Genomic DNA, 19,536 nt, shown 5'->3' with positions numbered 1-19,536 from the left:
GGTATTCCCCTAAATGCGAAACAGGACGGCCGCGTCCAAGTCGGCATCGCGTTCGTCACTGTTCAGTTGGGCTTGACGCTCCTACATCAAGACAGGAGAACTTGGCAGGTCTTCTCGAGGCGGCCTATGCGCCGGGAAGTGTTTCTTGAGCAGTGCCGTGACCTGGTCGACTCCGCGTACGGCACCCGCTTGGTATTTCCCGCGCTGAAACTCCGACTCCATCATCCGGCAGACAGCCTCCCATTCTTCACGAGGGACTCGCGAATGGATGCCTCGGTCCGCAATGATTTCAACGTCGCGGTCCGCGAGAAGCAGATAGATTAGAACCCCGTTGTTGTACTCCGTGTCCCACACCCGAAGCTGGGAAAACACGTCAATCGCCCGTTCACGTGCAGTCAGTCCATCGAAGAGAGCGGCACTATGCAGCGCGCCCTCAACTACAAACCTCACTTGGCCGACGTGGGCTTTGTGACTCTCCTGAATGGCCTTCTCGATGGCCGACAGGGAACGCGGTGAAAACGCTGCCTTGACCCGCCAATGGGTCATCATCAGGTGCCGGACGATACGTTTCAGGTCCACGTTCACCACCTTCCTGAAGCCCCACCACCGCCGAATCCGCCGCCACCGCCTCGGAAGATATCGCGGTTGGAGCGGCCGCCGAACCCGCCTGGCCCGCCACCAATGTACCGCCCCCCCACGTATGCACCCATGCCGCTGCCGACAAGCGTGAATATGAGCGCGATTACCCCGGCGACGACGGCGACGAAGACCGCGCCAGAAAGTATCCACGCCAGCACGCCGATAACACCGCCCGTTACAACGGCGCCGGGCAACCGGCCGAGCAAGGCACGCAGCAAACCACCCGCGACGACTGCCATCACAAACAGTGCCGGGAGTAGCCGTCCAATGCCCTCGGTCTCATCTCGGCGCTGTGCCGGAGCGGGTAGCGGTTCACCATTGGCGACACTGATAATGCTGTCAACGCCCGCAGCGATGCCGCCGTAGAAGTCGCCCTGCTTGAACCTGGGGACAATCACCTCACGGATAATCCGGCTACTGGTCGCATCGTTCAGTGCGCCTTCAAGGCCGTATCCGACTTCGATGCGCAGCGACCGGTCGTTCTTGGCGACAATCAGCAACGCCCCGTCATCAACCTTTTGCCGCCCAAGCTTCCATTGTTCAACCACACGCATTGAATACTGCTCGATTGTCTCGGGCTGCGTCGTGGGGACGATAAGGACCGAAATCTGAGTTCCCTTGCGGACCTCAAAGTCCTTGAGAGTTTGCTCGAGGGCAGAACGTTGCTCGTTCGTCAGCGTTCCCGTCTCGTCCGTCACGCGGGCGGTCAGCGACGGGATGGGTACTTCGGCATGAACGTCGGCCCCGGCGAACGCAACCGCCGCGACGACCACCATGAACAGTATGCGGATGAAGGTCAATTGTTTGCCCCGCCCGCCGACGCCGGTGTCGCCCCGAAGTCGACACGTGGCGGCCTTGAAATTTCAGCTTCATTTGCAACGGAAAAGTTCGGTTTTTCCTGATAACCGAACGCCTTTGCAATCAGGTTGTCCGGGAACGACCTGACGGTGGAGTTGTACTGCTGCACCGCCTTGATGTAGCGGGTCCGCGCGACCGCAATCCGGTTCTCGGTTCCTTCGAGCTGGGCCTGCAAATCCCTGAAGTTCGCGTCGGACTTGAGTTGCGGGTAGTTTTCCGACACTACGAGCAGACGGGAGAGGGAGGACGTGAGCTGTCCCTGCGCCGATTCAAATTTCGCGAACGCCTGCGGGTCAGCTAGCAGTTCCGGGGTCGCCTTGATGGAGCCGACCTGCGCGCGAGCCTCGGTCACCTTCGTCAAAACTTCCTTCTCCTGGTTGGCGAATCCCTTAACCGTATTGACGAGATTTGGCACTAGGTCGGCCCGCCGCTGATACTGGTTCAAGACTTCCGACCAGCTTGCCTTGACCTGTTCGTCCTGGGTCTGGATGGCGTTATACCCACATCCGGACAGGCCGAGCACGACTGCTACAAATAGCAACCCGAAGAGCGTTCGCATTCTCATGTCTCTGTGCGGAATGTAAGTAACCAGGTAACGTTGGGCGCCTCGTGAAACGCCACGACAAACTATTGGCGACCGTGCCAACGCAACGTGTCCGAAATGAACAAACGGTACACCGCCGGTACCCGCCCTTTTTGACACAGGTCAACCAGTTCCGCAGCTTCTGTGGCTGGAATTCGCTGAACGGCGAATTCCAGTGGAGACACCCATGAGCGTATTCCAGGCGGGGCTGGCGCACTCGGACCGATGCAGCCTTGATGTGCATCAATTCCGTCCTTTTCTCTGCGCGTAACTTGAAAGCTGGTACGCATCTGTCTTACGGCCGGACGACTACGAGGAGTTGGTGATGAAGATAATCCTGTCAACAGCGGTCATCGCTATGACTCTGTTTTCGCCTTTACTGCACGCCGCGTCGCAAGACGTTGGTGCTGCCCAAGCCACTCCCAAACCTCAGGTTCAGAAGCCCGCTGAGTTCGACAAGAATCTCGCGAAGCTGCAGCAACTGATGACCCAGATGCAAGGTCAGATGGACCAGATTCGCAAGACTCAGGACCCGCAGGAGCGACAGAGATTGCTGCAGCAGCACTGGGACACAATGCAGAGCGCGATGAACATCATGCACGGCATGTGGGGCAGCGGGATGATGGGGCCAGGCATGATGGGACACGGAATGATGGGAGGCTCTGGTCCGGGTTGGGGGCATACGGGCGGGTACTACTCAAACCTCACCCCCGAGCAGTTGCGGCAACGCCAGTACATGACCGACCAATATCTCAAGATGCAGCAGGAGATGATGACCAACATGATGTGGCATCAACACTACTGGATGGGGCAACCCCCCGCCGGTACGCAGTGAGTTGGGACTCATCGGTCACGCAGATTCAGTAGGGGAGAGGTTCGATGAACGAGGTCCATCACGGCACGCGTCCTTTCTGGAAATCACGCTCCGCAATTGCGCTGCTGGGGTTTGCAGCTATTGCCCTGTTCCTGCTTTTCTCCGAACACCGGGCGCATTTTCTCGGCGTGCTGCCGTACCTTCTGCTGCTGTCCTGTCCGCTGATGCATCTCTTCATGCACCATGGTCACGGACACAGGCATAACGGGGCACTCAGGAAGGAACCGCCGTCGGATTCGGGAGACAGCCATGACTAACATGGGTAGCGGCTACGGCCTGTGGGGTCTCGTCCTCATCAACTCCCTTGTTTTTATCATCTTCGCATTCAGCTTCTTCAAACCGGCGACGAAGCGGGACTGGAGGACGTTTGGCGGCTTCTCGGCGTTTATCGTCGCGCTCTTCGCGGAGATGTACGGATTTCCGCTCACCATCTATCTGCTGTCGGGCTGGTTGCAAGCGAGGTTTCCACAGACGAACCTGTTCTCTCACGACTCTGGTCACATCTGGTGGATGATGACCGGCCGGCACGGCAACCCGCACTTCGCGTTGCCGCACATCCTCAGCTTCGTTTTCGTGTTCGGCGGATTTTATCTGCTGTCGCAGGCATGGCATGTCCTGTACGAGGCCCAGCGAAACGGCAAACTTGCGACCTCAGGTCCGTACGCAAAAGTGCGCCACCCGCAGTATGTCGCGTTTGTGGTCATCATGTTTGGCTTCCTGCTGCAATGGCCGACGCTTGTCACGCTCCTGATGTTCCCGGTGCTGGTCTATATGTACGTGCGGCTTGCGATACAGGAAGAGCGCGACTCTGAGACGCGGTTCGGACAATCATGGCGCGAGTATGCAGCACATACGCCGCGCTTCATCCCGCGACTCTCGCAAGACGATACGGTACACGTACATTGACACTGGCGAGGCGGCTGCGATGGCTCATTCACATGCCCATCCACATGAAAGCTCGATTCACGAGCATGAGAGCAGCGCCGCGAAGCGTAGTGTTGCCCAGATGACGGACCCCGTTTGCGGCATGCAGGTTGATAGCGACTCTGCTCTTCGCCACGCCTATCAGGGGCAACCGTACTATTTCTGCAGCATCAACTGCCTGGCAAAGTTCCAGGCGTCCCCCGACACATACATCCGACCGACGACGAAGACGCCAGCGCCTGAACCTACCACTGGCGTCATTTACACCTGCCCGATGCATCCGCAGATACGGGCCCCCGCGCCGGGTGCATGCCCCATTTGTGGAATGGCACTCGAGCCACTTACTCCGGTCATAGCGGAGGGGCGCAACGTCGAGCTCGAGTCGATGACGCGACGCTTCTGGGTAGGACTCGTCCTGTCCATTCCATTGCTCTTCATGACAATGGGCAGGATGATTCTGCCTTTCGACATTGATGCGGTGCTGAACGGACTGTTTTCCGGGGCGCCACACTGGATGAAGGCATCCTGGTCGCAATGCGTTCAGGGTTTGTTGGCGACACCCGTCGTCCTGTGGTGTGGCTGGCCCTTTCTGGCACGCGGCTGGAAGTCTTTCGTTACGTGGCAGCTGAACATGTTCAGCCTCATTGGGCTGGGCGTGGCTGCAGCCTATGTGTTTAGCGTCTTCGCGCTGTTCTTTCCCGATGCGTTGCCACAAGCGTTCAGGCACGGACGTGAATTGCCGCTGTACTTCGAGGCGGCGGCCGTAATCGTGACTCTGGTTCTGCTTGGCCAGGTGCTCGAACTTCGTGCACGCTCACGCACGTCTAGCGCCATTCGCGACCTGCTCAAGCTTGCACCTCAGACGGCAGTTCGCGTTCAACAGGACGGTAGCGAGGAGACCGTTCCCCTGGAGTCGGTCGCCGTGGGCGACACACTCCGCGTGAAGCCGGGCTCAAAGATACCCGTAGACGGTGTGGTCATCGATGGACGTTCGAGCGTCGACGAGTCGATGATTACCGGCGAATCGATTCCTGCAGAGAAGTTCGCCGGAAGCAAGGTCACTGGTGCCACGGTGAATCAGACTGGGACCTTTCTGATGCGGGCGGAGAAAATCGGCTCTGACACGCTGCTCGCGCGGATTGTGCAAATGGTAGCGGAGGCGGGCCGTTCACGCGCGCCTATACAGAAGCTCGCTGACCAGGTCTCCGGCTGGTTCGTGCTCGCGGTCATCGGCATGGCGGTCGTCGCATTCCTCGTCTGGACTTTCGCCGGCCCCGCCCCGGCCCTTGCCAACGCGCTGGTTGTTGCCATTAGCGTTCTCATCATCGCATGTCCCTGCGCGCTCGGACTCGCGACCCCCGTTTCAATCATCGTCGGTGTCGGTCGCGGCGCCAGGGAAGGCGTGCTCATCAAGGATGCGGAAGCGCTCGAATTGATGGAGAAAGTTGATACCGTCGTTGTCGACAAGACCGGCACCCTCACAGAAGGGAAGCCACGCGTCCAGACGGTTGTCGCGGCAAGCGGTCAACCAGAATCGCTCGTACTGGGCTACGCGGCAAGCCTCGAGGGTGCCAGTGAACATCCGCTGGCTCAGGCAATCATCAATCGTGCGAAGGAGTCGGCCACGACAATGAGCAGGGTCGACTCGTTCGAATCGGTTCCCGGCAAAGGCGTGAAGGGCAAAATCGAGGGACATGCCGTGTCGCTTGGTAATGCACGGCTGATGGATGACATGGCCGTTGACTGCTCTTCGGTAGCGGTCGATACGGACAGGTTGCGCGAGGCCGGGCAGACAGTCATGTACCTCGCAACAGACGGCATACTCGCCGGGTACATTGGGGTGGCCGACCCGGTGAAGGGCACAACACCCGATGCGGTCCGGCAGTTAAGAGCTTCTGGCATCGAGATTGTGATGCTGACCGGGGACAACCCGGTAACTGCATACGCGGTCGCAAAGGCGCTAATGCTCGACGGTGTCAAAGCAGGCGTCCTTCCTGAAGACAAGTACAAGCATGTCCAGGAGCTTCAGCAAAAGGGGCACGTCGTCGCGATGGCCGGGGACGGCGTGAACGATGCACCGGCGCTGGCGCAGGCCAATGTTGGTATCGCAATGGGCACCGGAACCGATGTCGCGATGAACAGCGCGCGTGTGGTACTGGTTAAGGGTGACTTGCGCGGCATCGCGCGAGCGCGCGCATTGAGCGTCGCAACGATGAGGAACATTCGCCAGAATCTGTTCTTTGCGTTCGCGTACAACGCGGTGGGGATTCCGGTGGCGGCTGGTGTGCTCTATCCGTGGCTTGGTATTGTGCTCAGCCCGATTATCGCCAGTGCCGCGATGGCGTTGAGCTCGGTTTCTGTCATCGGTAACGCGCTGCGGCTACGGACCGCTCGGACGTAGCACACGACCGTCGCACCAGTCGCGGTTCGAGCGTTTCTCGCTCGCCCTATCGCACTCAGAACCCGCTCTGTGCCGGGCCAAACGCTTAATGCCGTTCCGCGCGAGGGAGGTGGCCAGTGCTACATACCGTGACCGGAAAGCACCGGACATTGCGTCGGCCTCTGTGCGCGTGGCTTCTCGCGACCGTCGGCGTTGCGACAATCCTCATGGGCATCTATTTCATATTCGTCCGGCCGCCCCTGCTACCGGAAGACCTGCAATACATAGGGATGTCCAGTGAGCGTTTGCTGGCAACAGTGCCCAAACTCACGTCTTGGCTCAGACTGGTCTTCCTTGTTCTCGGTGGTTACATCGTGGGGGCGGGAGTGCTACTCGTGCATCTGGCACTGGGCGCATTTGCCGAACGCAAACCGTACGCTCTTTTGGTGGCCGGGCTGAGCGGCGCCTTCACGACCGGATTGATGTCAGTCGCGAACCTGTTCATCAATTCGCATTTCAAGTTCGCCCTATTGGCGCTGACAGCGGTGTGGCTCGCAGCGCTCCTTTGCTATGGCGTCACAACGCGGAGACCGTAAGGCATCGCCATCAAATGATGGGATTCCTTTCCGACGGAAGCGGTATGGGTCACTTTCCGGCTCACCTCGTCGATAAGGCTCACGCTCACGGCGCCCGAATTCAGGACGATGACGGTTTCCGCGCGCACGGGCACCTGACCGCGAACGCGAAAACCAACGCTACCAATACAGTTCGCACGCCACCATTTCCCGACGCTCAGGGCGCGGTTGCTACGGGATGGAAGCCCGCAGCCTTGATGACAGAGCCAATTTGCTCCTGTTTCATCGATGACTCGACCTTCACCGTTTTTGTCGCGACGTCGATTTGCACTTTCGCTGTCGGGTCCATGTTTGCTATTGCCCTGCTGATTGCGCTCGCACATCCGCCACAGGCCATGTCCGCTACGTTGAATTCCATTTTCCTGCCTCCGCCAAACTGTGAATGACTTCAGCTTGCACCTTCCCACGGTGGGAAGGTCAACGGGTGAGGAGAATCCCACGGTTCGTCGATTACATGTCGCCGGCGAGTGACTACACGAACGCAACTGTCGACTTGAATCGCAAACTTCCGCCCGCGCGCAATTGGAACTGCCGCGACGTAGTCGGCGCGCCGTTACACACGGACACTTTCGTGCGGTTACAGAGGTCTTCACCCCGTGCTAGACTTTTCATCTATGTCCTACTGGCGCAAATTTTTTCTTGTCGTTCTGCTTGCACTGAGCCTTCCGGTTCAGTCGTTTGCGGCCGTCTCGATGATTTGTGCCGCCTCCGAAGCGGTCGATGATGAAGCGACTGCTCACCATGCCCTTCTGGACGATTCAGCTGATGGACATGCGCTGGTGGCCAACGATGATGACCATCATGGCCACGACCACACCGGCGCCCATCACGTTCATGCGTGTTTGACCTGTGCCTCCTGCTGTGTCAGTGCGGCGCTTCCGGTCGTGCCTGCGGTTTTCGCTTCGGCCGACCTGGCTCACTTTCCCGTCCCATTGCCCCCTGCTGTCGCTGTCGTGTCGTTCCTGACTGGCGGCATCGAACGTCCTCCACGCTTGACTCTCGTCTAATCCGTGCACTCGCAGCCATGCGCTGCGACCGGCAAGTATTTCTGGAGTCCGTTATCGGTCTCCGGATGATTCACGACGAGAACTATCCATGCGAACAATTTCTGCGGCGCTCATGAGCGCAGGCGCAGTATTGCCGTTGCTCGCCCATGCCACAACGACAACTCCCGACCCGACGGATGCAGGGGCATCCGTGCCAGCAGTCACTGTGCAATCCACCTTCGACGGCTACAGGTCGTATCAGGACGGCGAAGCACCGAGCTGGCAGCAGTTGAACCGCGACGTTACTCCAACTCGCGGCATGGCTGGGATGACGCGCGGTCACCAATCAGGTGGTGCATCCAACGGGAAGGAGGACAACGAACACGGGGGCGAGTCGAAATGATGCGACTGCTCGCGCACAGCCGAGTGACATGCATTGCTCTAGCGACGCTGTTCCTGGCCGGCTGCACGACCTTTTCGAAGGACGGTGGATTCAACACCGTATCGACGACTGCGTCGGAACGCCTTGGCAAAGACGCCGTGTATGTAAAAAGCGACGAAGACCGCGATGCTGTCTACAAGCGGACGCAGGAGTTGCTGTCGAAGCCACTCGGCATGGACGAAGCCGTCCAGGTCGCGCTGCTGAACAACCGGGGTCTTCAGGCGTCCTACGGCGAGCTTGGTATCTCCGAGGCCGACCTCGTCCAGGCGGGCCGTCTGCCCAATCCGGGCTTCACATTCAGCCGGACGCACTGGAGCGATGGCATCAGCATCAGTCGGACCTTCTCCATGGGCGTGCTGGGCGTACTCACGCTACCCGTGGCGACGCACATCGAGAGCCGCCGGTTCGAACAGACGAAGCTCGAGACGTCCAACGCAATGCTCTCGGTAGCCGCGGACGCCCGAAAGGCTTACGTGAGCGCCGTCGCTGCCGAGCAGGCGGCGTTGTACGCCGAACAGGTCAAGGATTCAGGCGAGGCCGGTGCGGAACTCGCGCTGCGCATGCGTCAGGCGGGTAATTTCAGCAAGCTCGACTATGCGCGCGAGCAGGCCTTTTACGCGGAGTCGGTCGCGCAGTTGGCAAGGGCCCGGCAGCAAGCAGTCATGGCCCGCGAGAAGCTCACGCGCACGATGGGCCTATGGGGTTCAGGAACCCAGTTCACGCTACCGGAGCGCCTGCCTGACCTGCCAAAGGACAGACCGGAACTGAACAACCTCGAAAGCTTTGCGATGCAGAACCGCCTGGACATTCAGGCGGCGAAGCTGAGAACGCAGAGCGTCGCTACGTCTCTGGGGCTCAGCAAGGCAACCCGGTTCATCAATGCACTGGACGTCGGGTATCTCAACAATTTCGAGACCGACAAAGGGCATGAGCGTGGGTACGAAATCAGTGTCGAGATTCCCATCCTCGACTGGGGTAGCGCGAAAGTGGCACGCGCTGAAGCCACCTATATGCAGTCGGCGAACCGGCTCGCGCAAACGGCGATTGATGCCCGCTCCGAAGTACGTGAGTCGTACTCCGCTTATGTGACGAGCTACGACGTCGCAAAGCACTACCGCGACGAGGTGGTGCCAATACGTAAGGCTATCTCGGATGAAATGCTGCTGCGCTACAACGGCATGCTCGCCAGCGTGTTCGAGCTGCTTGCCGATTCGCGCGACCAGGTCGCTGCCGTCAACGGATACATCGACGCACTGAAGGACTACTGGCTTGCCGAGACGGACCTGCAACAGTCGCTCGGCGGCAAGCTTCCACCGCTTGCGATGGCACAGATACCGGCGACGCAAACGCCGCCTTCCCCGGCGCAGGACTCGCCGTCGCCTGCTTCCGCGACCCACCCGGCATCGCCGACGAATTCAGAAGGTAAATGAACATGGTCTCACGTCGAACATTTCTCGGCGGCTCGGGCGCTGCGCTGCTTGGTGCGGCGATGGTCAGCAAGGCTGGCGCGGCGACTCTCCCAGAAGCACCCACGATGGAAAAGACCGCGACACAGCCACCGCTGGTGCCGCCCAACGGACGCCCCTATACACCCGTGGCCACACTGAACGGCTGGACTCTGCCTTGGCGCATGAAGAACGGCTGGAAGGAATTCCACCTGATTGCCGAGCCAGTGGTCCGCGAAATGGCACCTGGTATGAAGGCGAACTTGTGGGGGTACAACGGCCAGGCTCCTGGTCCGACTATCGAAGCGGTCGAAGGCGACAAGGTCCGCATCTTCGTGACCAACAGACTGCCGGAACACACCACGGTTCATTGGCACGGGATGCTCGTGCCGTCCGGAATGGACGGTGTCGGTGGTCTCACTCAACCGCACATTCCGCCGGGCAAGACCTTCGTCTATGAGTTCCAGCTTGAGAAGCACGGCACGTTCATGTACCACCCGCACGCCGACGAGATGGTGCAGATGGCGATGGGGATGATGGGGACATTCATCGTGCATCCGAAGGACCGTGGCGTCATGCCGGTGGACCGCGACTTCGTGTTCCTGATGTCGGCCTATGACATCGACCCGGGCAGCTTCACGCCGCGCGTCAATGAAATGACCGACTTCAACATGTGGACGTGGAACGCAAGGGTCTTTCCGGATATCGACCCGCTGCCAGTACGAGCCGGAGACCGCGTACGTATCCGCTTCGGGAACCTGACGATGACCAACCATCCCATCCATCTGCACGGGTATAGCTTCGAGGTCGCCGGGACGGATGGCGGATGGATTCCGCCTTCTGCACGCTGGCCGGAGGTCACCGCCGACGTCGCAGTCGGGCAGATGCGTGTCATCGAGTTCACCGCGAACCGGCCGGGCGACTGGGCATTTCATTGCCACAAGTCACATCACACGATGAACGCGATGGGTCATCAGGTTCCCAACCTGATTGGCGTGCCGCAGAAAGACCTCGCGAAGCGTATCAACAAGCTCGTGCCGGACTACATGGCGATGGGCAGCGCAGGCGGTTCGATGGGCGACATGGAGATGCCGCTACCCGATAACACACTGCCAATGATGACGGGGACTGGACCGTTCGGCGCCCTGGAAATGGGCGGCATGTTTAGCGTCGTGAAGGTACGCGAGGGTCTCGGCCGCAACGACTACCGTGACCCGGGCTGGTTCAAACACCCGAAGGGAACCGTAGCGTACGAGTACACCGGTGAACTACCGGATAGCTGATTTCGTGGCGAGCCGGACGTGGCTCCGGCCGATATTTGTTAATCCAACTGTGGGAGAGAACATGATGAAGAAGGCAATTGCTTCGATTTTGCTGGGCTGTGCCGTCGGGGTATCTGCGACCGCGTTTGCCGCAGGTGACGCGGGAAACATGAACACGGCAAGCGGCGCGCAACAGGGCGCGGAAGCGACGAACAACATGTCGCATGGCGAGGTGAAGAAAGTGGATACCTCCGCCGGAAAACTGACCATCAAACACGGACCGCTGAGAAACCTGGATATGGAGGCCATGACCATGGTGTTCAAGGTCAAGGACCCGGCCATGCTTTCACAGGTGAAGGTGGGCGACAAGATTGACTTCGTGGCCGAAGACATCGACGGCGCACTCACCGTGACGAAGCTGCAGAAGCAGTGAGCAATTTAAATGGGGTGTCAGCGGCGCGGTACAGGCTACGCCCCGATTTGGTTTTGGGAGGAAACAATCGTGAATACCAATATACACAAACTGTTGGTCACTGCAGCAGCGACCACAGTCGCCGTGCTCTCACCCGCTCTCACGTTTGCCCACGGCAAGCTGGAGAGCGCCACACCAGCGGCGGGCAGCGCAGTCGATATCTCGCCTGAAATGCTGCGTCTGACTTTCAATGAAGACCTCGAGTCGTCGTTCAGCACAATAAAGCTGGTCGATGCATCGGGGGCGTCTGCGACAAAGGACAAGGCCAAGGTCGATTCATCGAACCCACGCGTGCTCATCGTTGCAGTCCCGAAGCTTGCTTCCGGCTCGTACACCGTCCAATGGGCGGTCATGACGCATGATGCTCACAAGACAAAAGGCACCTACACATTCGCGGTGAAGTGATGAATGACGGTTTCCTCGGCGTTTTGCGGCTCTCATTGGTGGCGCTACAGAACATCAGTTTCGCAGTTCTTGTGGGCGCACTGCTCAGTGACAGGTGGGTATCTCGCAGCACGTCGCGCTGGCAAGCTAGCGTCAGTGGGCGTCTTCTCCTCACCTTCCGCATCGCTTCTTTTACCGCGCTGGTGTCCAGTGCGTTCGCGTTCTGGATTCATTGCGCGCTGATGAGTGAATCGACGCTCGGAGAGGCAGGTCCAGCCGTTCGCTCAATGCTCGTGGAAACCGACTTCGGCCATGCGTGGCTCGCGGTCGCAGGGGTCATGCTTGTGACGATAATTTTGTCGGTCGTGCAGTCTCGAGGTCCGATTCGTTTCAAGGCCGCTCTGGGGCTCACTCTCGTAGCTGCTGCGCTGGCGCGCAGTCATGGCGGACACCCCATCGATGCGGGCGCATTTAGTCTTCCGGTATGGGTGGATTGGGTGCATCTGCTTGCTATCAGCGCGTGGGTGGGACTCGTACTTGTTGCAACGTACGTCGTGGTGCCCCGCATATCTCGTGCACCTGCCGCTGAGCGTGCGAACACTGCGACGTTCATTCAGTCGCTTTCCGACGCCGCCACGTTCGCGCTGGCCATCCTCGTCATCACCGGCGCGTACAGCGGCTGGCGCGGAGTCAACGCACCAGAGTACCTGTTGACGTCCGTGTACGGGCGAGTGCTGCTGCTAAAGCTCGCTCTCGTGGGTATTGCCGCCGCGCTTGGCGGACATAACCGGTTCTTCGGAATGCCTCAACTGCTCCCATCCCTGAGAGAAGCGTCTTCGGAATTTGCTGCCCGACCGCTGAAGCGGTTTGCAGCTGTCTTGCACGTCGAATCGATTGTGCTGGCTGGTGTGCTCGTCACGGCTGCCGTTCTCGTCTCCAGTCCGCTGCCGGGGACAACGTAGGTGTCGGCCAAGACTGCGTGCAATTTACTCGTGCGGACTATCTTGGACGGACAGATGCAATACAGAGTTCGCCCTGGCGTGGCTGTCCTTGACTCTTCTACGGTTCGCCCTTGAGGACACTTTTCCTTCAACCCTCCGTGGAGCACTACAACTGCTTACAAATCTCACACTGGTCCGGTGCACCGCTCACTCGCCTGTGGCGTTCTTGCTGACACACCTCAACGGAGCGCGACATGAGCACCAACCTGACTTCCAGTTCACCGCAGCGTAGTCGCATTCACCCTTTGGTTGCTGGCGCAGCCGTGGCGGTCATCCTCGCCAGCGCTACGGGTATCGCGGCGATGACAGGCATTCTTCCGACGTCCCGAGCTGTGACGGTTCCGCCGACGCAAGCGATGCCCGTCGCGGCACAAATTGCCAGCGCACCGGCTGCTTCGCCGCAACCGGACGTGAAGCAACGTGTGACCCGGGAGGAAGCGCCCCAGCCGAGCGTCCATCATCACCATACTGTGTCAGTTGAGCAGCCCCAAAGGTATGCGAACAACGACGCGTATCAATCGTCGGCACAACACGCTCCGAGGTCAGTCGCCGTTGACCCGAACGTTGGCGAAGTCGTCGCCGTCAATACACTTCAGGAACCCGAGGCGACCACGGGTCTCGGGGCCGTAGGCGGGGCAGTCGCCGGTGGGCTGTTGGGAAATCAGATTGGCGGAGGACGCGGTCGCGTTGTGGCAACGATTGCCGGTGCCGTCGGCGGTGGTCTTGCGGGCAATGGCATCGAGCATGCTGTACGCAAAGCGACGAGCTACCAGGTACAGGTGAGGATGCAGGACGGCAGCTACCGAAACTTCAACTATTCGACGCAGCCACAGGTCCAGGTCGGTGAGCGCGTTCATGTCTCGGGCGACTCCCTCAGCGCGTCGTAATCACCCTGCGATATAGGCGAGACCTTTACGCTTACTGCCGGTTACAGAATTGACAATCCGACTGTATCTTCCGCGGCTTGGCAGCCCCACAATCAGCGTCGTTCGTCGTTGTCTGGCACCCGCCAGAACCCGACAGCGCAGGACAACTCCATGAATCGCACTAATCTTCTTATCGCAGTGGGAATTTCCGCTGCCTGTGCTTCGAGCGCGGCTTTCGCTCACGCGGACATCGGCGTTTATCTGGGCGTTCCTGGGCCAATGTATGTCGCACCACCGCCGGTCGTGTATGAAGCGCCGCCCCCGGTGGTCTACGCGCCGGCTCCGGTTTATGGCTACGGATATCGCTATGACGACGATTACCGCGACGAGCGCCGATGGCATGACCACGGCCGGCACCGTGGATGGGAACACCATCATCACGAGGACGACGACTGATTTGCCGCTGCAGTTCCTCGACAGCCTGTGATTGGTAGCGGACTGAACTGAGCGCGGCTCTTCCTCGGCAAGGGCCATTTTATACATACCAGCAAATGCCGTAGCCATAGCCGGACTCGCCTTGCGTCCATATTGTGGCGTTCACCCTCACTGACGCAGGCAGTTACTCACAGCCATTCCTCCGGTTATCAAAGGTCTAACGGCAAATCCGGAATCGAAGACAGAGCGAACCAGGTAAGCGGCTATCGACTTGGCCACTTGGCCACGCGATTCCGGCACCGGGTCCGACAGTCTCACCAGACCAAATCGTCGGTTTCACGATACGGGTTCCGTGCGACCAGCGAGACCCCGTTGCCGTGTATCTTGCCTAAGCCCGTTGCACGCCAGGTTTCGTCCGTTCGACGAGTTCAAAGACGACCATACCCGCCACCATCGCTGCCACGAATCCGATGGCCTTCGGGTAGCCGGCACCTAGGGCGACCAACGCAGGACCCGGACAGAAACCTGCCAGACCCCAGCCGATACCAAAGGCGGCGCTGCCGAGGACGAGGCGTAGGGTGATGGTTTTGCTGGTAGGAAGCTGCATCGGTAACCCGAGGAGTGACCTCTTGGTGCGACGCGCAAAGAAGCATGCAAGTGACCCAACTGCGATGGCTCCTGCCATCACAAACGCCAAAGACGGGTCCCACCGGCCTGCGAGGTCGAGGAATCCCAGCACCTTGGCCGGGTTGGCCATGCCAGAAACCATCAGGCCAAACCCGAAAAGCAGGCCTGCGAGAAGTGCGGTGAGGGCTGCCACGTCAGCCTCCAATCAGATGTCGTTGCACAAGGACGGTCAGGAAACCCGCCACCATGAAGGTCGCGGTGGCGACCAGCGAGCGGACGGAGCCGCGTGACAGACCGCAGACGCCGTGGCCGCTGGTGCAGCCGCTGGCATAGCGGGTGCCGATGCCCACAAGAAATCCGGCGACGAGGATTTCGCCCCAGCCCGCCTCGATATCCGCTACTGCTGGTTTGCCAAGCAGGCCTGCTATGACCGGAGCACCGATGAGGCCTGCGACGAATGCGACGCGCCAGCCGATGTCATTGCGCGGCCAGGTCAGCAGGCCACCGAAGATGCCGCTGATGCCGGCAATGCGGCCATTGAATAGCACCAGCATGGCCGCAGCCAGACCGATGAGAAGGCCTCCCGTCAGCGACAGGCCGGGCGTGAAATGGGTGAGGTCAATCAGCATCATTTGCCCCGAGAAGGATTGGCGCAGAACTGTTCATACAGCACGGCCATGACGGCAAGCGCCTGCGGGCTTGCCACCGAATAAAAAATGCTCTTGCCGTCACGGCGCGTCGCCACGAGACCGTTTTCCCGGAGCACGCCCAACTGCTGCGAAAGGGTTGGCTGCCGGATGCCGAGCTGTTCCTCCAGCTCGCCAACGGACAGCTCGCCTTGGGAAAGCTGGCACATCAGCAGCAGACGGTCCGTATTGGCGAGCACTTTCAGCAAGGCGCACGCGTCCGAGGCTGCGGACTGCATCGTGGCGAGGTCGATGGTCAGATGGGACAGTTTCATAGCCACATTCAATATATACAAATACGTTATATTAATCAATATAATGTTTGCAAATAGAATGTCACCTCTGAGGATGTGGTCAGGTAGCCCCCGACCTGCAGTTGCTAGCTGGAAGACCCGGCACGCTGAAACCCTATCTAATGTCCGGTCAGTGGTTCTGCGAGCCAAGCGGTAAATGCTCTAGTGTGCAAGCTTCACGCGCCGAAACGCGCGCAGCAGCGTGAGGTCATAGGTGATTTTTAGCACGCCGCATGCCGCCAGCGGAGCGCTGACATATCCCGCTGCAAGCAACGCGCCGGCCAGCGTTGGTCCGATTGCCGAGGCGAGGCTCCGTGGTACCGCAGTGAAACTCGCTGCGGCCGGACGCTCTGGCGGCGTTACCGCGGACATTACGTACGCCGTGCGAGTGGGGACATCCATCTGGGAAAGGGCACTGCGCACCAGCAAAAGCATAAGGGTCACCCATAGAGAAGAGGAAAACGCTGCGCCAATTAGGCAGATGCTCGCCGGAATATGCGTGAACACCATCGTGTTGAGGAGCCCCACTTTCCGCGCCAACGGAACGGCTACCAACTGGGAAACCGCAGTCAACAATCCGGCCCAGAAAAAGAACTGTGCCGCAATGCCAAGTGACACTCCGAAGCGCTGCAGCAACCACAGCGAGAGCAACGAGTTCACAACTAGGCCGCCTGCAAAAGCATCCACGCTAAAGAGGAGCGCCAATCGGGTTACAACATGGCGAGATGGCCCCAGCGGAACACCGACCCGATTTGAGCTCGTTTTGGATTCTGGCAGGCCACGGTAGAGCCAGTAAAGCAGTGCTCCAACGAGGGCGTAAACGACGAACATCATCCGCAGTCCGGTCAGCATGTCGAATCCCACGCGCGAAACCAACCATGCTGGCATTGCTGCCGCAAAAGCTCCGACCGCGGCTGATAAAGCCCCAGCCAGACTGTAGCGTGCGAAAACTGCGGTCCTCACGTCCGGTTCGGCCGTCTCGGACAGGCGCGACTGTTCGAGCGGCAAAAACAGGCTGACATCCCCAGAACTGGGGTTGAGCGTTCCGACGAATGCGATGAGGAGTAACGGCCACCATGAAGACAGCCCGGCGAAGCCCAACCCGGTTGCAGTCATCAGGACGGCGGCACCAAGCAACATCCGGCGAAGCGGGTACCGATGCCCAATGATGCCGACAGCAGTGGTCGCCAGTGCTGAGCCAATTAACGTAGCGCTGCTGAGTAGGCCGACCTCCAACTGCCCGAATCCCAGTGCGAGCAAATACACAGGCAAGAGCACGGCCACGTACCCATCGCAAAAGCCGCGCAAAGACCGTCCCGCAAGGACTCGAGAGGTTTCCCCGCCAGTGCCGGGCGGCAACACGAGACGCGAGGCCAATCCGCGAAAACTTCGAGCATTTGCGGAAAAGGACATGCTCACTCTTCGATATCAGCGACCGAAAGCGCCGTTGCTCGGTCGCGTTTCGGTCTGGCACCAGATGGCTGCTGCTGGCGTGCGAGCCGGCCGGGTTCAGGGACGACCCATTACGCTACCGGCATATTGTAACGCTCTCTACAGTGAAGTAGACTAAGTTACATGACCTCAATCGTTGACTGGTTTCTCTTGGTCCTGACCTTTCCGACCGATAACGCCACTGCTCGGATGCGGTTCTGGCGAGCTTTAAAAGCCAGAGGCTGTGCCGTCCTGCGGGACGGCGCTTACCTGCTGCCTGTTACAGCCGCTCCGGAAGTAGAGCTCCTCGAGCTGGCGCGTGGAATCGACGATGCCGGTGGAACGGCTCATCTCATCCGCGTAGGCAGCAGGGACGAGGAACAGCGTCGCCTGTTTCAGTCCCTGTTTGACAGGAGTGAGGAATACAGCGCCTTCGTGCGTGCTCTAGCAGACACCCGGAAGACCCTTTCGGCGCTTTCGCCGGCGGAAGTCGAACGACTGCTGCGACGGACGAGAAAGGACTACGACGCCCTTGTTGCCGTCGATTTCTTTCCCAATGAAGCAGGAACCCGCGCTGAAGCGGCCTGGCAGGACTTCGTAGCGTTGGCGGACACCATTCTGTCGCCCGGCGAACCGCATTCCGCGGAAGCCGACATCCGTTCTCTGCGTCGGGAGGATTACCAGGGCCGCACATGGGCGACGCGGCAGCGGCTGTGGGTCGACCGGGTGGCGAGTGCGTGGCTTATTCATCGCTTCATCGATAAGAGTCCGACCTTCCTGTGGTTGTCTTCTCCGGCTGACTGTCCGCCGGCCGCGCTTGGTTTTGATTTCGATGGTGCTCCGTTCACGCACGTCGGAGACCGGGTGACGTTCGAAGTACTTGTCGCGAGTTTTGGTCTCGACGAGGAACCTGGATTGGTCGAGCTCGGGAAGATGGTTCATGCGCTCGATATAGGCGGTCCAGCGGTGCCCGAAGCCGTTGGCTTCGAAGCCGTGATGACCGGGGCGAAGCAGCGCGGTCTGAACGACAACGAAATGCTGTCAGAGATGAGCCTCGTGCTCGACTCGCTGCTTGCACATTTTGCGGCGAACGCGAAAGCCGAGTCGGGGGGCAAACGATGAACCGAGGCAACCAATCGGTGCCGGCCTACACGTTGACCCAGCTCGTCATGTACATGCTGCGTCTCGGCACGTTCGGATTTGGCGGGCCCGTCGCGCTCGCCGGCTACATGCGCCGGGACCTGGTCGAGAGGCGTGAATGGATTACCGAGGCTGACTACAAAGAGGGGCTCACGCTCGCACAACTGGCGCCCGGACCGATGGCGGCGCAGCTCGCCATGTACCTTGGTTATGTGCACTTCAGAATTCTGGGTGCAACGCTGGTTGGCATTGCGTTCGTCTTGCCATCATTCCTCATGGTCATTGCCCTTGGTTGGGCGTACGCTCATTTCGGCGGCCTTTCGTGGATGCAGGCAGTCTTCTATGGTGTTGGCGCATCCGTCGTCGGCATCATCGCGATGAGCGCGTACAAGCTCACACGAAAGACCGTAGGCTCGGACCGGTTGCTCTGGGCAATCTATGTAACTCTTCTGGTTGTTACGTTCGTTAGCGAGTCTGAGATTGCGTGGCTGTTCATCGCTGCAGGTCTTATCGGTTGGTTTCTACGCGCACCTCCGAGGTGGCTGCACAAGGGCACGTTGAATGGATTTACGTTCGCAAATCTACCTTTGATAAGCGGCTTGGTAAGTGGGTTGGACCTTTCGCTTCTCGGGCAAATAGGTGTCTTCTTTGCGAAGGCCGGTGCCTTCGTTTTCGGCTCGGGGCTCGCTATCGTACCGTTCCTCTATGGAGGTGTCGTCACGGAACACCACTGGCTGACCGAGCGACAGTTTGTCGACGCGGTCGCCGTTGCCATGATTACGCCGGGCCCCGTCGTTATTACGGTCGGGTTTATCGGTTATCTGGTTGCCGGTCTGGCTGGTGCCTGCGTTGCGGCACTCGGCACCTTTCTCCCTTGCTATCTGTTCACTGTTCTACCCGCGCCTTACGTCAAGAAATATGGCCACCTACCCGCCGTCAAGGCATTCGTCGACGGCATCACGGCGGCGGCTATTGGCGCTATCTCTGGCTCCGTGCTGGTCATCGCGAAACGTTCAATCGTTGATGTGCCGACTGCAGTAGTGATGCTCGCAACGGTTTTACTGCTCTGGCGTTTCAAGAAGCTGCAGGAGCCCGTCATTGTCATCGCAGCTGCCGTCTTCGGCCTTGTCGCTTATCCGCTACTGCACGCGCCCCCCGGCTGAAAACTTGCTG

The 19,536-nt window shown here is 59.6% G+C and carries 24 protein-coding genes; 16 read left to right on the top strand and 8 right to left on the bottom strand.

All coding sequences use genetic code 11. From position 1 onward, the window contains the following. Positions 1-81: 81 nt before the first annotated feature. Genes EVC45_RS19655 through EVC45_RS19645 form a run of 3 tightly spaced genes read right to left on the bottom strand, consistent with a single transcriptional unit; the run spans position 82 to position 2,062 of the window. The gene (locus EVC45_RS19655) at positions 82-585 is read right to left on the bottom strand and encodes a TPM domain-containing protein (RefSeq protein ID WP_248295191.1); all 504 of its coding nucleotides are present in this window, start codon (positions 583-585) and stop codon (positions 82-84) included. After that, positions 582-1,415: a YgcG family protein gene (locus EVC45_RS19650; protein WP_129960008.1), complete on the bottom strand. Its 834-nt coding sequence runs from the start codon at positions 1,413-1,415 to the stop codon at positions 582-584. Before EVC45_RS19650 ends, EVC45_RS19655 begins: the two co-directional genes overlap by 4 nt. 20 nt (positions 1,416-1,435) lie before the next feature. Then, a complete protein-coding gene (locus EVC45_RS19645; protein WP_129959804.1) occupies positions 1,436-2,062 on the bottom strand; it encodes a LemA family protein in 627 nt (208 codons plus the stop codon). 343 nt (positions 2,063-2,405) lie between these two features. On the opposite strand from EVC45_RS19645, the gene EVC45_RS19640 reads away from it, so the two are divergent. From EVC45_RS19640 to EVC45_RS19620, 5 genes are all read left to right on the top strand, one after another. Next, a complete protein-coding gene (locus EVC45_RS19640) occupies positions 2,406-2,915 on the top strand; it encodes a hypothetical protein (protein ID WP_211193445.1) in 510 nt (169 codons plus the stop codon). A gap of 44 nt (positions 2,916-2,959) precedes the next feature. After that, the gene (locus tag EVC45_RS19635; RefSeq protein WP_129959798.1) at positions 2,960-3,211 is read left to right on the top strand and encodes a DUF2933 domain-containing protein; all 252 of its coding nucleotides are present in this window, start codon (positions 2,960-2,962) and stop codon (positions 3,209-3,211) included. Continuing rightward, positions 3,204-3,860 carry an isoprenylcysteine carboxylmethyltransferase family protein gene (locus EVC45_RS19630; RefSeq protein ID WP_129959795.1) on the top strand — a complete coding sequence of 219 codons (657 nt, stop codon included), beginning with the start codon at positions 3,204-3,206 and terminating at the stop codon, positions 3,858-3,860. Before EVC45_RS19635 ends, EVC45_RS19630 begins: the two co-directional genes overlap by 8 nt. Before the next feature lie 19 nt (positions 3,861-3,879). Beyond that, positions 3,880-6,279, top strand: a complete 2,400-nt coding sequence (locus EVC45_RS19625; protein WP_129959792.1) for a heavy metal translocating P-type ATPase — start codon at positions 3,880-3,882, stop codon at positions 6,277-6,279. Positions 6,280-6,485: 206 nt separating this feature from the next. Then, positions 6,486-6,854 carry a hypothetical protein gene (locus EVC45_RS19620; RefSeq protein ID WP_248295190.1) on the top strand — a complete coding sequence of 123 codons (369 nt, stop codon included), beginning with the start codon at positions 6,486-6,488 and terminating at the stop codon, positions 6,852-6,854. A gap of 196 nt (positions 6,855-7,050) precedes the next feature. On the opposite strand, the gene EVC45_RS19615 is transcribed toward EVC45_RS19620, so the two are convergent. Further along, positions 7,051-7,251, bottom strand: coding sequence for a heavy-metal-associated domain-containing protein (locus EVC45_RS19615; RefSeq protein WP_129959786.1), 201 nt, complete (start codon positions 7,249-7,251; stop codon positions 7,051-7,053). 256 nt (positions 7,252-7,507) lie between these two features. Here EVC45_RS19615 and EVC45_RS19610 point away from each other — a divergent pair, with 256 nt between their 5' ends. The 9 genes from EVC45_RS19610 (at position 7,508) to EVC45_RS46780 (ending at position 14,207) form a co-directional block, all read left to right on the top strand. Then, the gene (locus EVC45_RS19610; RefSeq protein ID WP_129959783.1) at positions 7,508-7,900 is read left to right on the top strand and encodes a hypothetical protein; all 393 of its coding nucleotides are present in this window, start codon (positions 7,508-7,510) and stop codon (positions 7,898-7,900) included. A gap of 88 nt (positions 7,901-7,988) precedes the next feature. Next, a complete protein-coding gene (locus tag EVC45_RS46785; RefSeq protein ID WP_129959780.1) occupies positions 7,989-8,282 on the top strand; it encodes a hypothetical protein in 294 nt (97 codons plus the stop codon). Further along, complete coding sequence (locus EVC45_RS19600; RefSeq protein ID WP_129959777.1) at positions 8,279-9,751, top strand: TolC family protein; 1,473 nt, start codon at positions 8,279-8,281, stop codon at positions 9,749-9,751. The genes EVC45_RS46785 and EVC45_RS19600 overlap by 4 nt, the downstream gene beginning before the upstream one ends. A 2-nt stretch (positions 9,752-9,753) precedes the next feature. Then, on the top strand, positions 9,754-11,049 hold the full coding sequence (locus EVC45_RS19595) for a copper oxidase (RefSeq protein WP_129960007.1): 1,296 nt from the start codon (positions 9,754-9,756) through the stop codon (positions 11,047-11,049). A gap of 61 nt (positions 11,050-11,110) precedes the next feature. Further along, complete coding sequence (locus tag EVC45_RS19590) at positions 11,111-11,461, top strand: copper-binding protein (protein WP_129959774.1); 351 nt, start codon at positions 11,111-11,113, stop codon at positions 11,459-11,461. A gap of 69 nt (positions 11,462-11,530) precedes the next feature. Beyond that, positions 11,531-11,905 (top strand): copper homeostasis periplasmic binding protein CopC, encoded by a 375-nt coding sequence (gene copC, locus EVC45_RS19585; RefSeq protein WP_129959772.1) that lies wholly within the window; start codon positions 11,531-11,533, stop codon positions 11,903-11,905. Continuing rightward, a complete protein-coding gene (locus tag EVC45_RS19580; protein ID WP_129959769.1) occupies positions 11,905-12,846 on the top strand; it encodes a copper resistance D family protein in 942 nt (313 codons plus the stop codon). Before copC ends, EVC45_RS19580 begins: the two co-directional genes overlap by 1 nt. A 233-nt stretch (positions 12,847-13,079) precedes the next feature. Further along, positions 13,080-13,772, top strand: a complete 693-nt coding sequence (locus EVC45_RS19575) for a glycine zipper 2TM domain-containing protein (protein ID WP_129959766.1) — start codon at positions 13,080-13,082, stop codon at positions 13,770-13,772. Between the two features lie 150 nt (positions 13,773-13,922). Further along, entirely contained in the window at positions 13,923-14,207 is a 285-nt protein-coding gene (locus tag EVC45_RS46780; RefSeq protein ID WP_129959763.1) for a hypothetical protein, read from the top strand. A 367-nt stretch (positions 14,208-14,574) separates the two neighbouring features. On the opposite strand, the gene EVC45_RS19565 is transcribed toward EVC45_RS46780, so the two are convergent. The 4 genes from EVC45_RS19565 to EVC45_RS19550 form a co-directional block, all read right to left on the bottom strand. Continuing rightward, entirely contained in the window at positions 14,575-15,006 is a 432-nt protein-coding gene (locus EVC45_RS19565; RefSeq protein WP_248295189.1) for a YeeE/YedE family protein, read from the bottom strand. 1 nt (position 15,007) lies between these two features. Further along, positions 15,008-15,442, bottom strand: coding sequence for a YeeE/YedE family protein (locus EVC45_RS19560; protein ID WP_129960006.1), 435 nt, complete (start codon positions 15,440-15,442; stop codon positions 15,008-15,010). Then, complete coding sequence (locus EVC45_RS19555) at positions 15,442-15,774, bottom strand: metalloregulator ArsR/SmtB family transcription factor (RefSeq protein WP_129959761.1); 333 nt, start codon at positions 15,772-15,774, stop codon at positions 15,442-15,444. The genes EVC45_RS19560 and EVC45_RS19555 overlap by 1 nt, the downstream gene beginning before the upstream one ends. A gap of 180 nt (positions 15,775-15,954) precedes the next feature. Further along, entirely contained in the window at positions 15,955-17,205 is a 1,251-nt protein-coding gene (locus EVC45_RS19550) for an MFS transporter (RefSeq protein ID WP_129959759.1), read from the bottom strand. Between the two features lie 162 nt (positions 17,206-17,367). Here EVC45_RS19550 and EVC45_RS19545 point away from each other — a divergent pair, with 162 nt between their 5' ends. Together EVC45_RS19545 and EVC45_RS19540 are read left to right on the top strand one after the other, a co-directional pair. Continuing rightward, a complete protein-coding gene (locus tag EVC45_RS19545; protein WP_129959757.1) occupies positions 17,368-18,345 on the top strand; it encodes a chromate resistance protein ChrB domain-containing protein in 978 nt (325 codons plus the stop codon). Then, complete coding sequence (locus tag EVC45_RS19540) at positions 18,342-19,526, top strand: chromate transporter (RefSeq protein ID WP_129959755.1); 1,185 nt, start codon at positions 18,342-18,344, stop codon at positions 19,524-19,526. The genes EVC45_RS19545 and EVC45_RS19540 overlap by 4 nt, the downstream gene beginning before the upstream one ends. Positions 19,527-19,536: the final 10 nt, after the last annotated feature.

This window comes from Paraburkholderia sp. UYCP14C, assembly GCF_004197395.1.
In the GTDB taxonomy this organism is placed as follows: domain Bacteria; phylum Pseudomonadota; class Gammaproteobacteria; order Burkholderiales; family Burkholderiaceae; genus Paraburkholderia.
The sequence above is the reverse complement of the archived record's forward strand: the minus strand, read 5'-3'. Positions and strand labels throughout refer to the sequence as shown.

What these genes read in the sequence shown, in the direction of transcription:
- EVC45_RS19650 (WP_129960008.1), bottom strand. Translation starts at nt 1,415, where the DNA reads ATGGTGGTCGTCGCGGCGGTTGCGTTCGCCGGGGCCGACGTTCATGCC.
- EVC45_RS19645 (WP_129959804.1), bottom strand. Translation starts at nt 2,062, where the DNA reads ATGAGAATGCGAACGCTCTTCGGGTTGCTATTTGTAGCAGTCGTGCTC.
- EVC45_RS19640 (WP_211193445.1), top strand. Translation starts at nt 2,406, where the DNA reads ATGAAGATAATCCTGTCAACAGCGGTCATCGCTATGACTCTGTTTTCG.
- EVC45_RS19635 (WP_129959798.1), top strand. Translation starts at nt 2,960, where the DNA reads ATGAACGAGGTCCATCACGGCACGCGTCCTTTCTGGAAATCACGCTCC.
- EVC45_RS19630 (WP_129959795.1), top strand. Translation starts at nt 3,204, where the DNA reads ATGACTAACATGGGTAGCGGCTACGGCCTGTGGGGTCTCGTCCTCATC.
- EVC45_RS19625 (WP_129959792.1), top strand. Translation starts at nt 3,880, where the DNA reads ATGGCTCATTCACATGCCCATCCACATGAAAGCTCGATTCACGAGCAT.
- EVC45_RS19620 (WP_248295190.1), top strand. Translation starts at nt 6,486, where the DNA reads ATGGGCATCTATTTCATATTCGTCCGGCCGCCCCTGCTACCGGAAGAC.
- EVC45_RS19615 (WP_129959786.1), bottom strand. Translation starts at nt 7,251, where the DNA reads ATGGAATTCAACGTAGCGGACATGGCCTGTGGCGGATGTGCGAGCGCA.
- EVC45_RS19610 (WP_129959783.1), top strand. Translation starts at nt 7,508, where the DNA reads ATGTCCTACTGGCGCAAATTTTTTCTTGTCGTTCTGCTTGCACTGAGC.
- EVC45_RS46785 (WP_129959780.1), top strand. Translation starts at nt 7,989, where the DNA reads ATGCGAACAATTTCTGCGGCGCTCATGAGCGCAGGCGCAGTATTGCCG.
- EVC45_RS19600 (WP_129959777.1), top strand. Translation starts at nt 8,279, where the DNA reads ATGATGCGACTGCTCGCGCACAGCCGAGTGACATGCATTGCTCTAGCG.
- EVC45_RS19595 (WP_129960007.1), top strand. Translation starts at nt 9,754, where the DNA reads ATGGTCTCACGTCGAACATTTCTCGGCGGCTCGGGCGCTGCGCTGCTT.
- EVC45_RS19590 (WP_129959774.1), top strand. Translation starts at nt 11,111, where the DNA reads ATGATGAAGAAGGCAATTGCTTCGATTTTGCTGGGCTGTGCCGTCGGG.
- EVC45_RS19580 (WP_129959769.1), top strand. Translation starts at nt 11,905, where the DNA reads ATGAATGACGGTTTCCTCGGCGTTTTGCGGCTCTCATTGGTGGCGCTA.
- EVC45_RS19575 (WP_129959766.1), top strand. Translation starts at nt 13,080, where the DNA reads ATGAGCACCAACCTGACTTCCAGTTCACCGCAGCGTAGTCGCATTCAC.
- EVC45_RS46780 (WP_129959763.1), top strand. Translation starts at nt 13,923, where the DNA reads ATGAATCGCACTAATCTTCTTATCGCAGTGGGAATTTCCGCTGCCTGT.
- EVC45_RS19560 (WP_129960006.1), bottom strand. Translation starts at nt 15,442, where the DNA reads ATGCTGATTGACCTCACCCATTTCACGCCCGGCCTGTCGCTGACGGGA.
- EVC45_RS19555 (WP_129959761.1), bottom strand. Translation starts at nt 15,774, where the DNA reads ATGAAACTGTCCCATCTGACCATCGACCTCGCCACGATGCAGTCCGCA.
- EVC45_RS19550 (WP_129959759.1), bottom strand. Translation starts at nt 17,205, where the DNA reads ATGTCCTTTTCCGCAAATGCTCGAAGTTTTCGCGGATTGGCCTCGCGT.
- EVC45_RS19545 (WP_129959757.1), top strand. Translation starts at nt 17,368, where the DNA reads ATGACCTCAATCGTTGACTGGTTTCTCTTGGTCCTGACCTTTCCGACC.
- EVC45_RS19540 (WP_129959755.1), top strand. Translation starts at nt 18,342, where the DNA reads ATGAACCGAGGCAACCAATCGGTGCCGGCCTACACGTTGACCCAGCTC.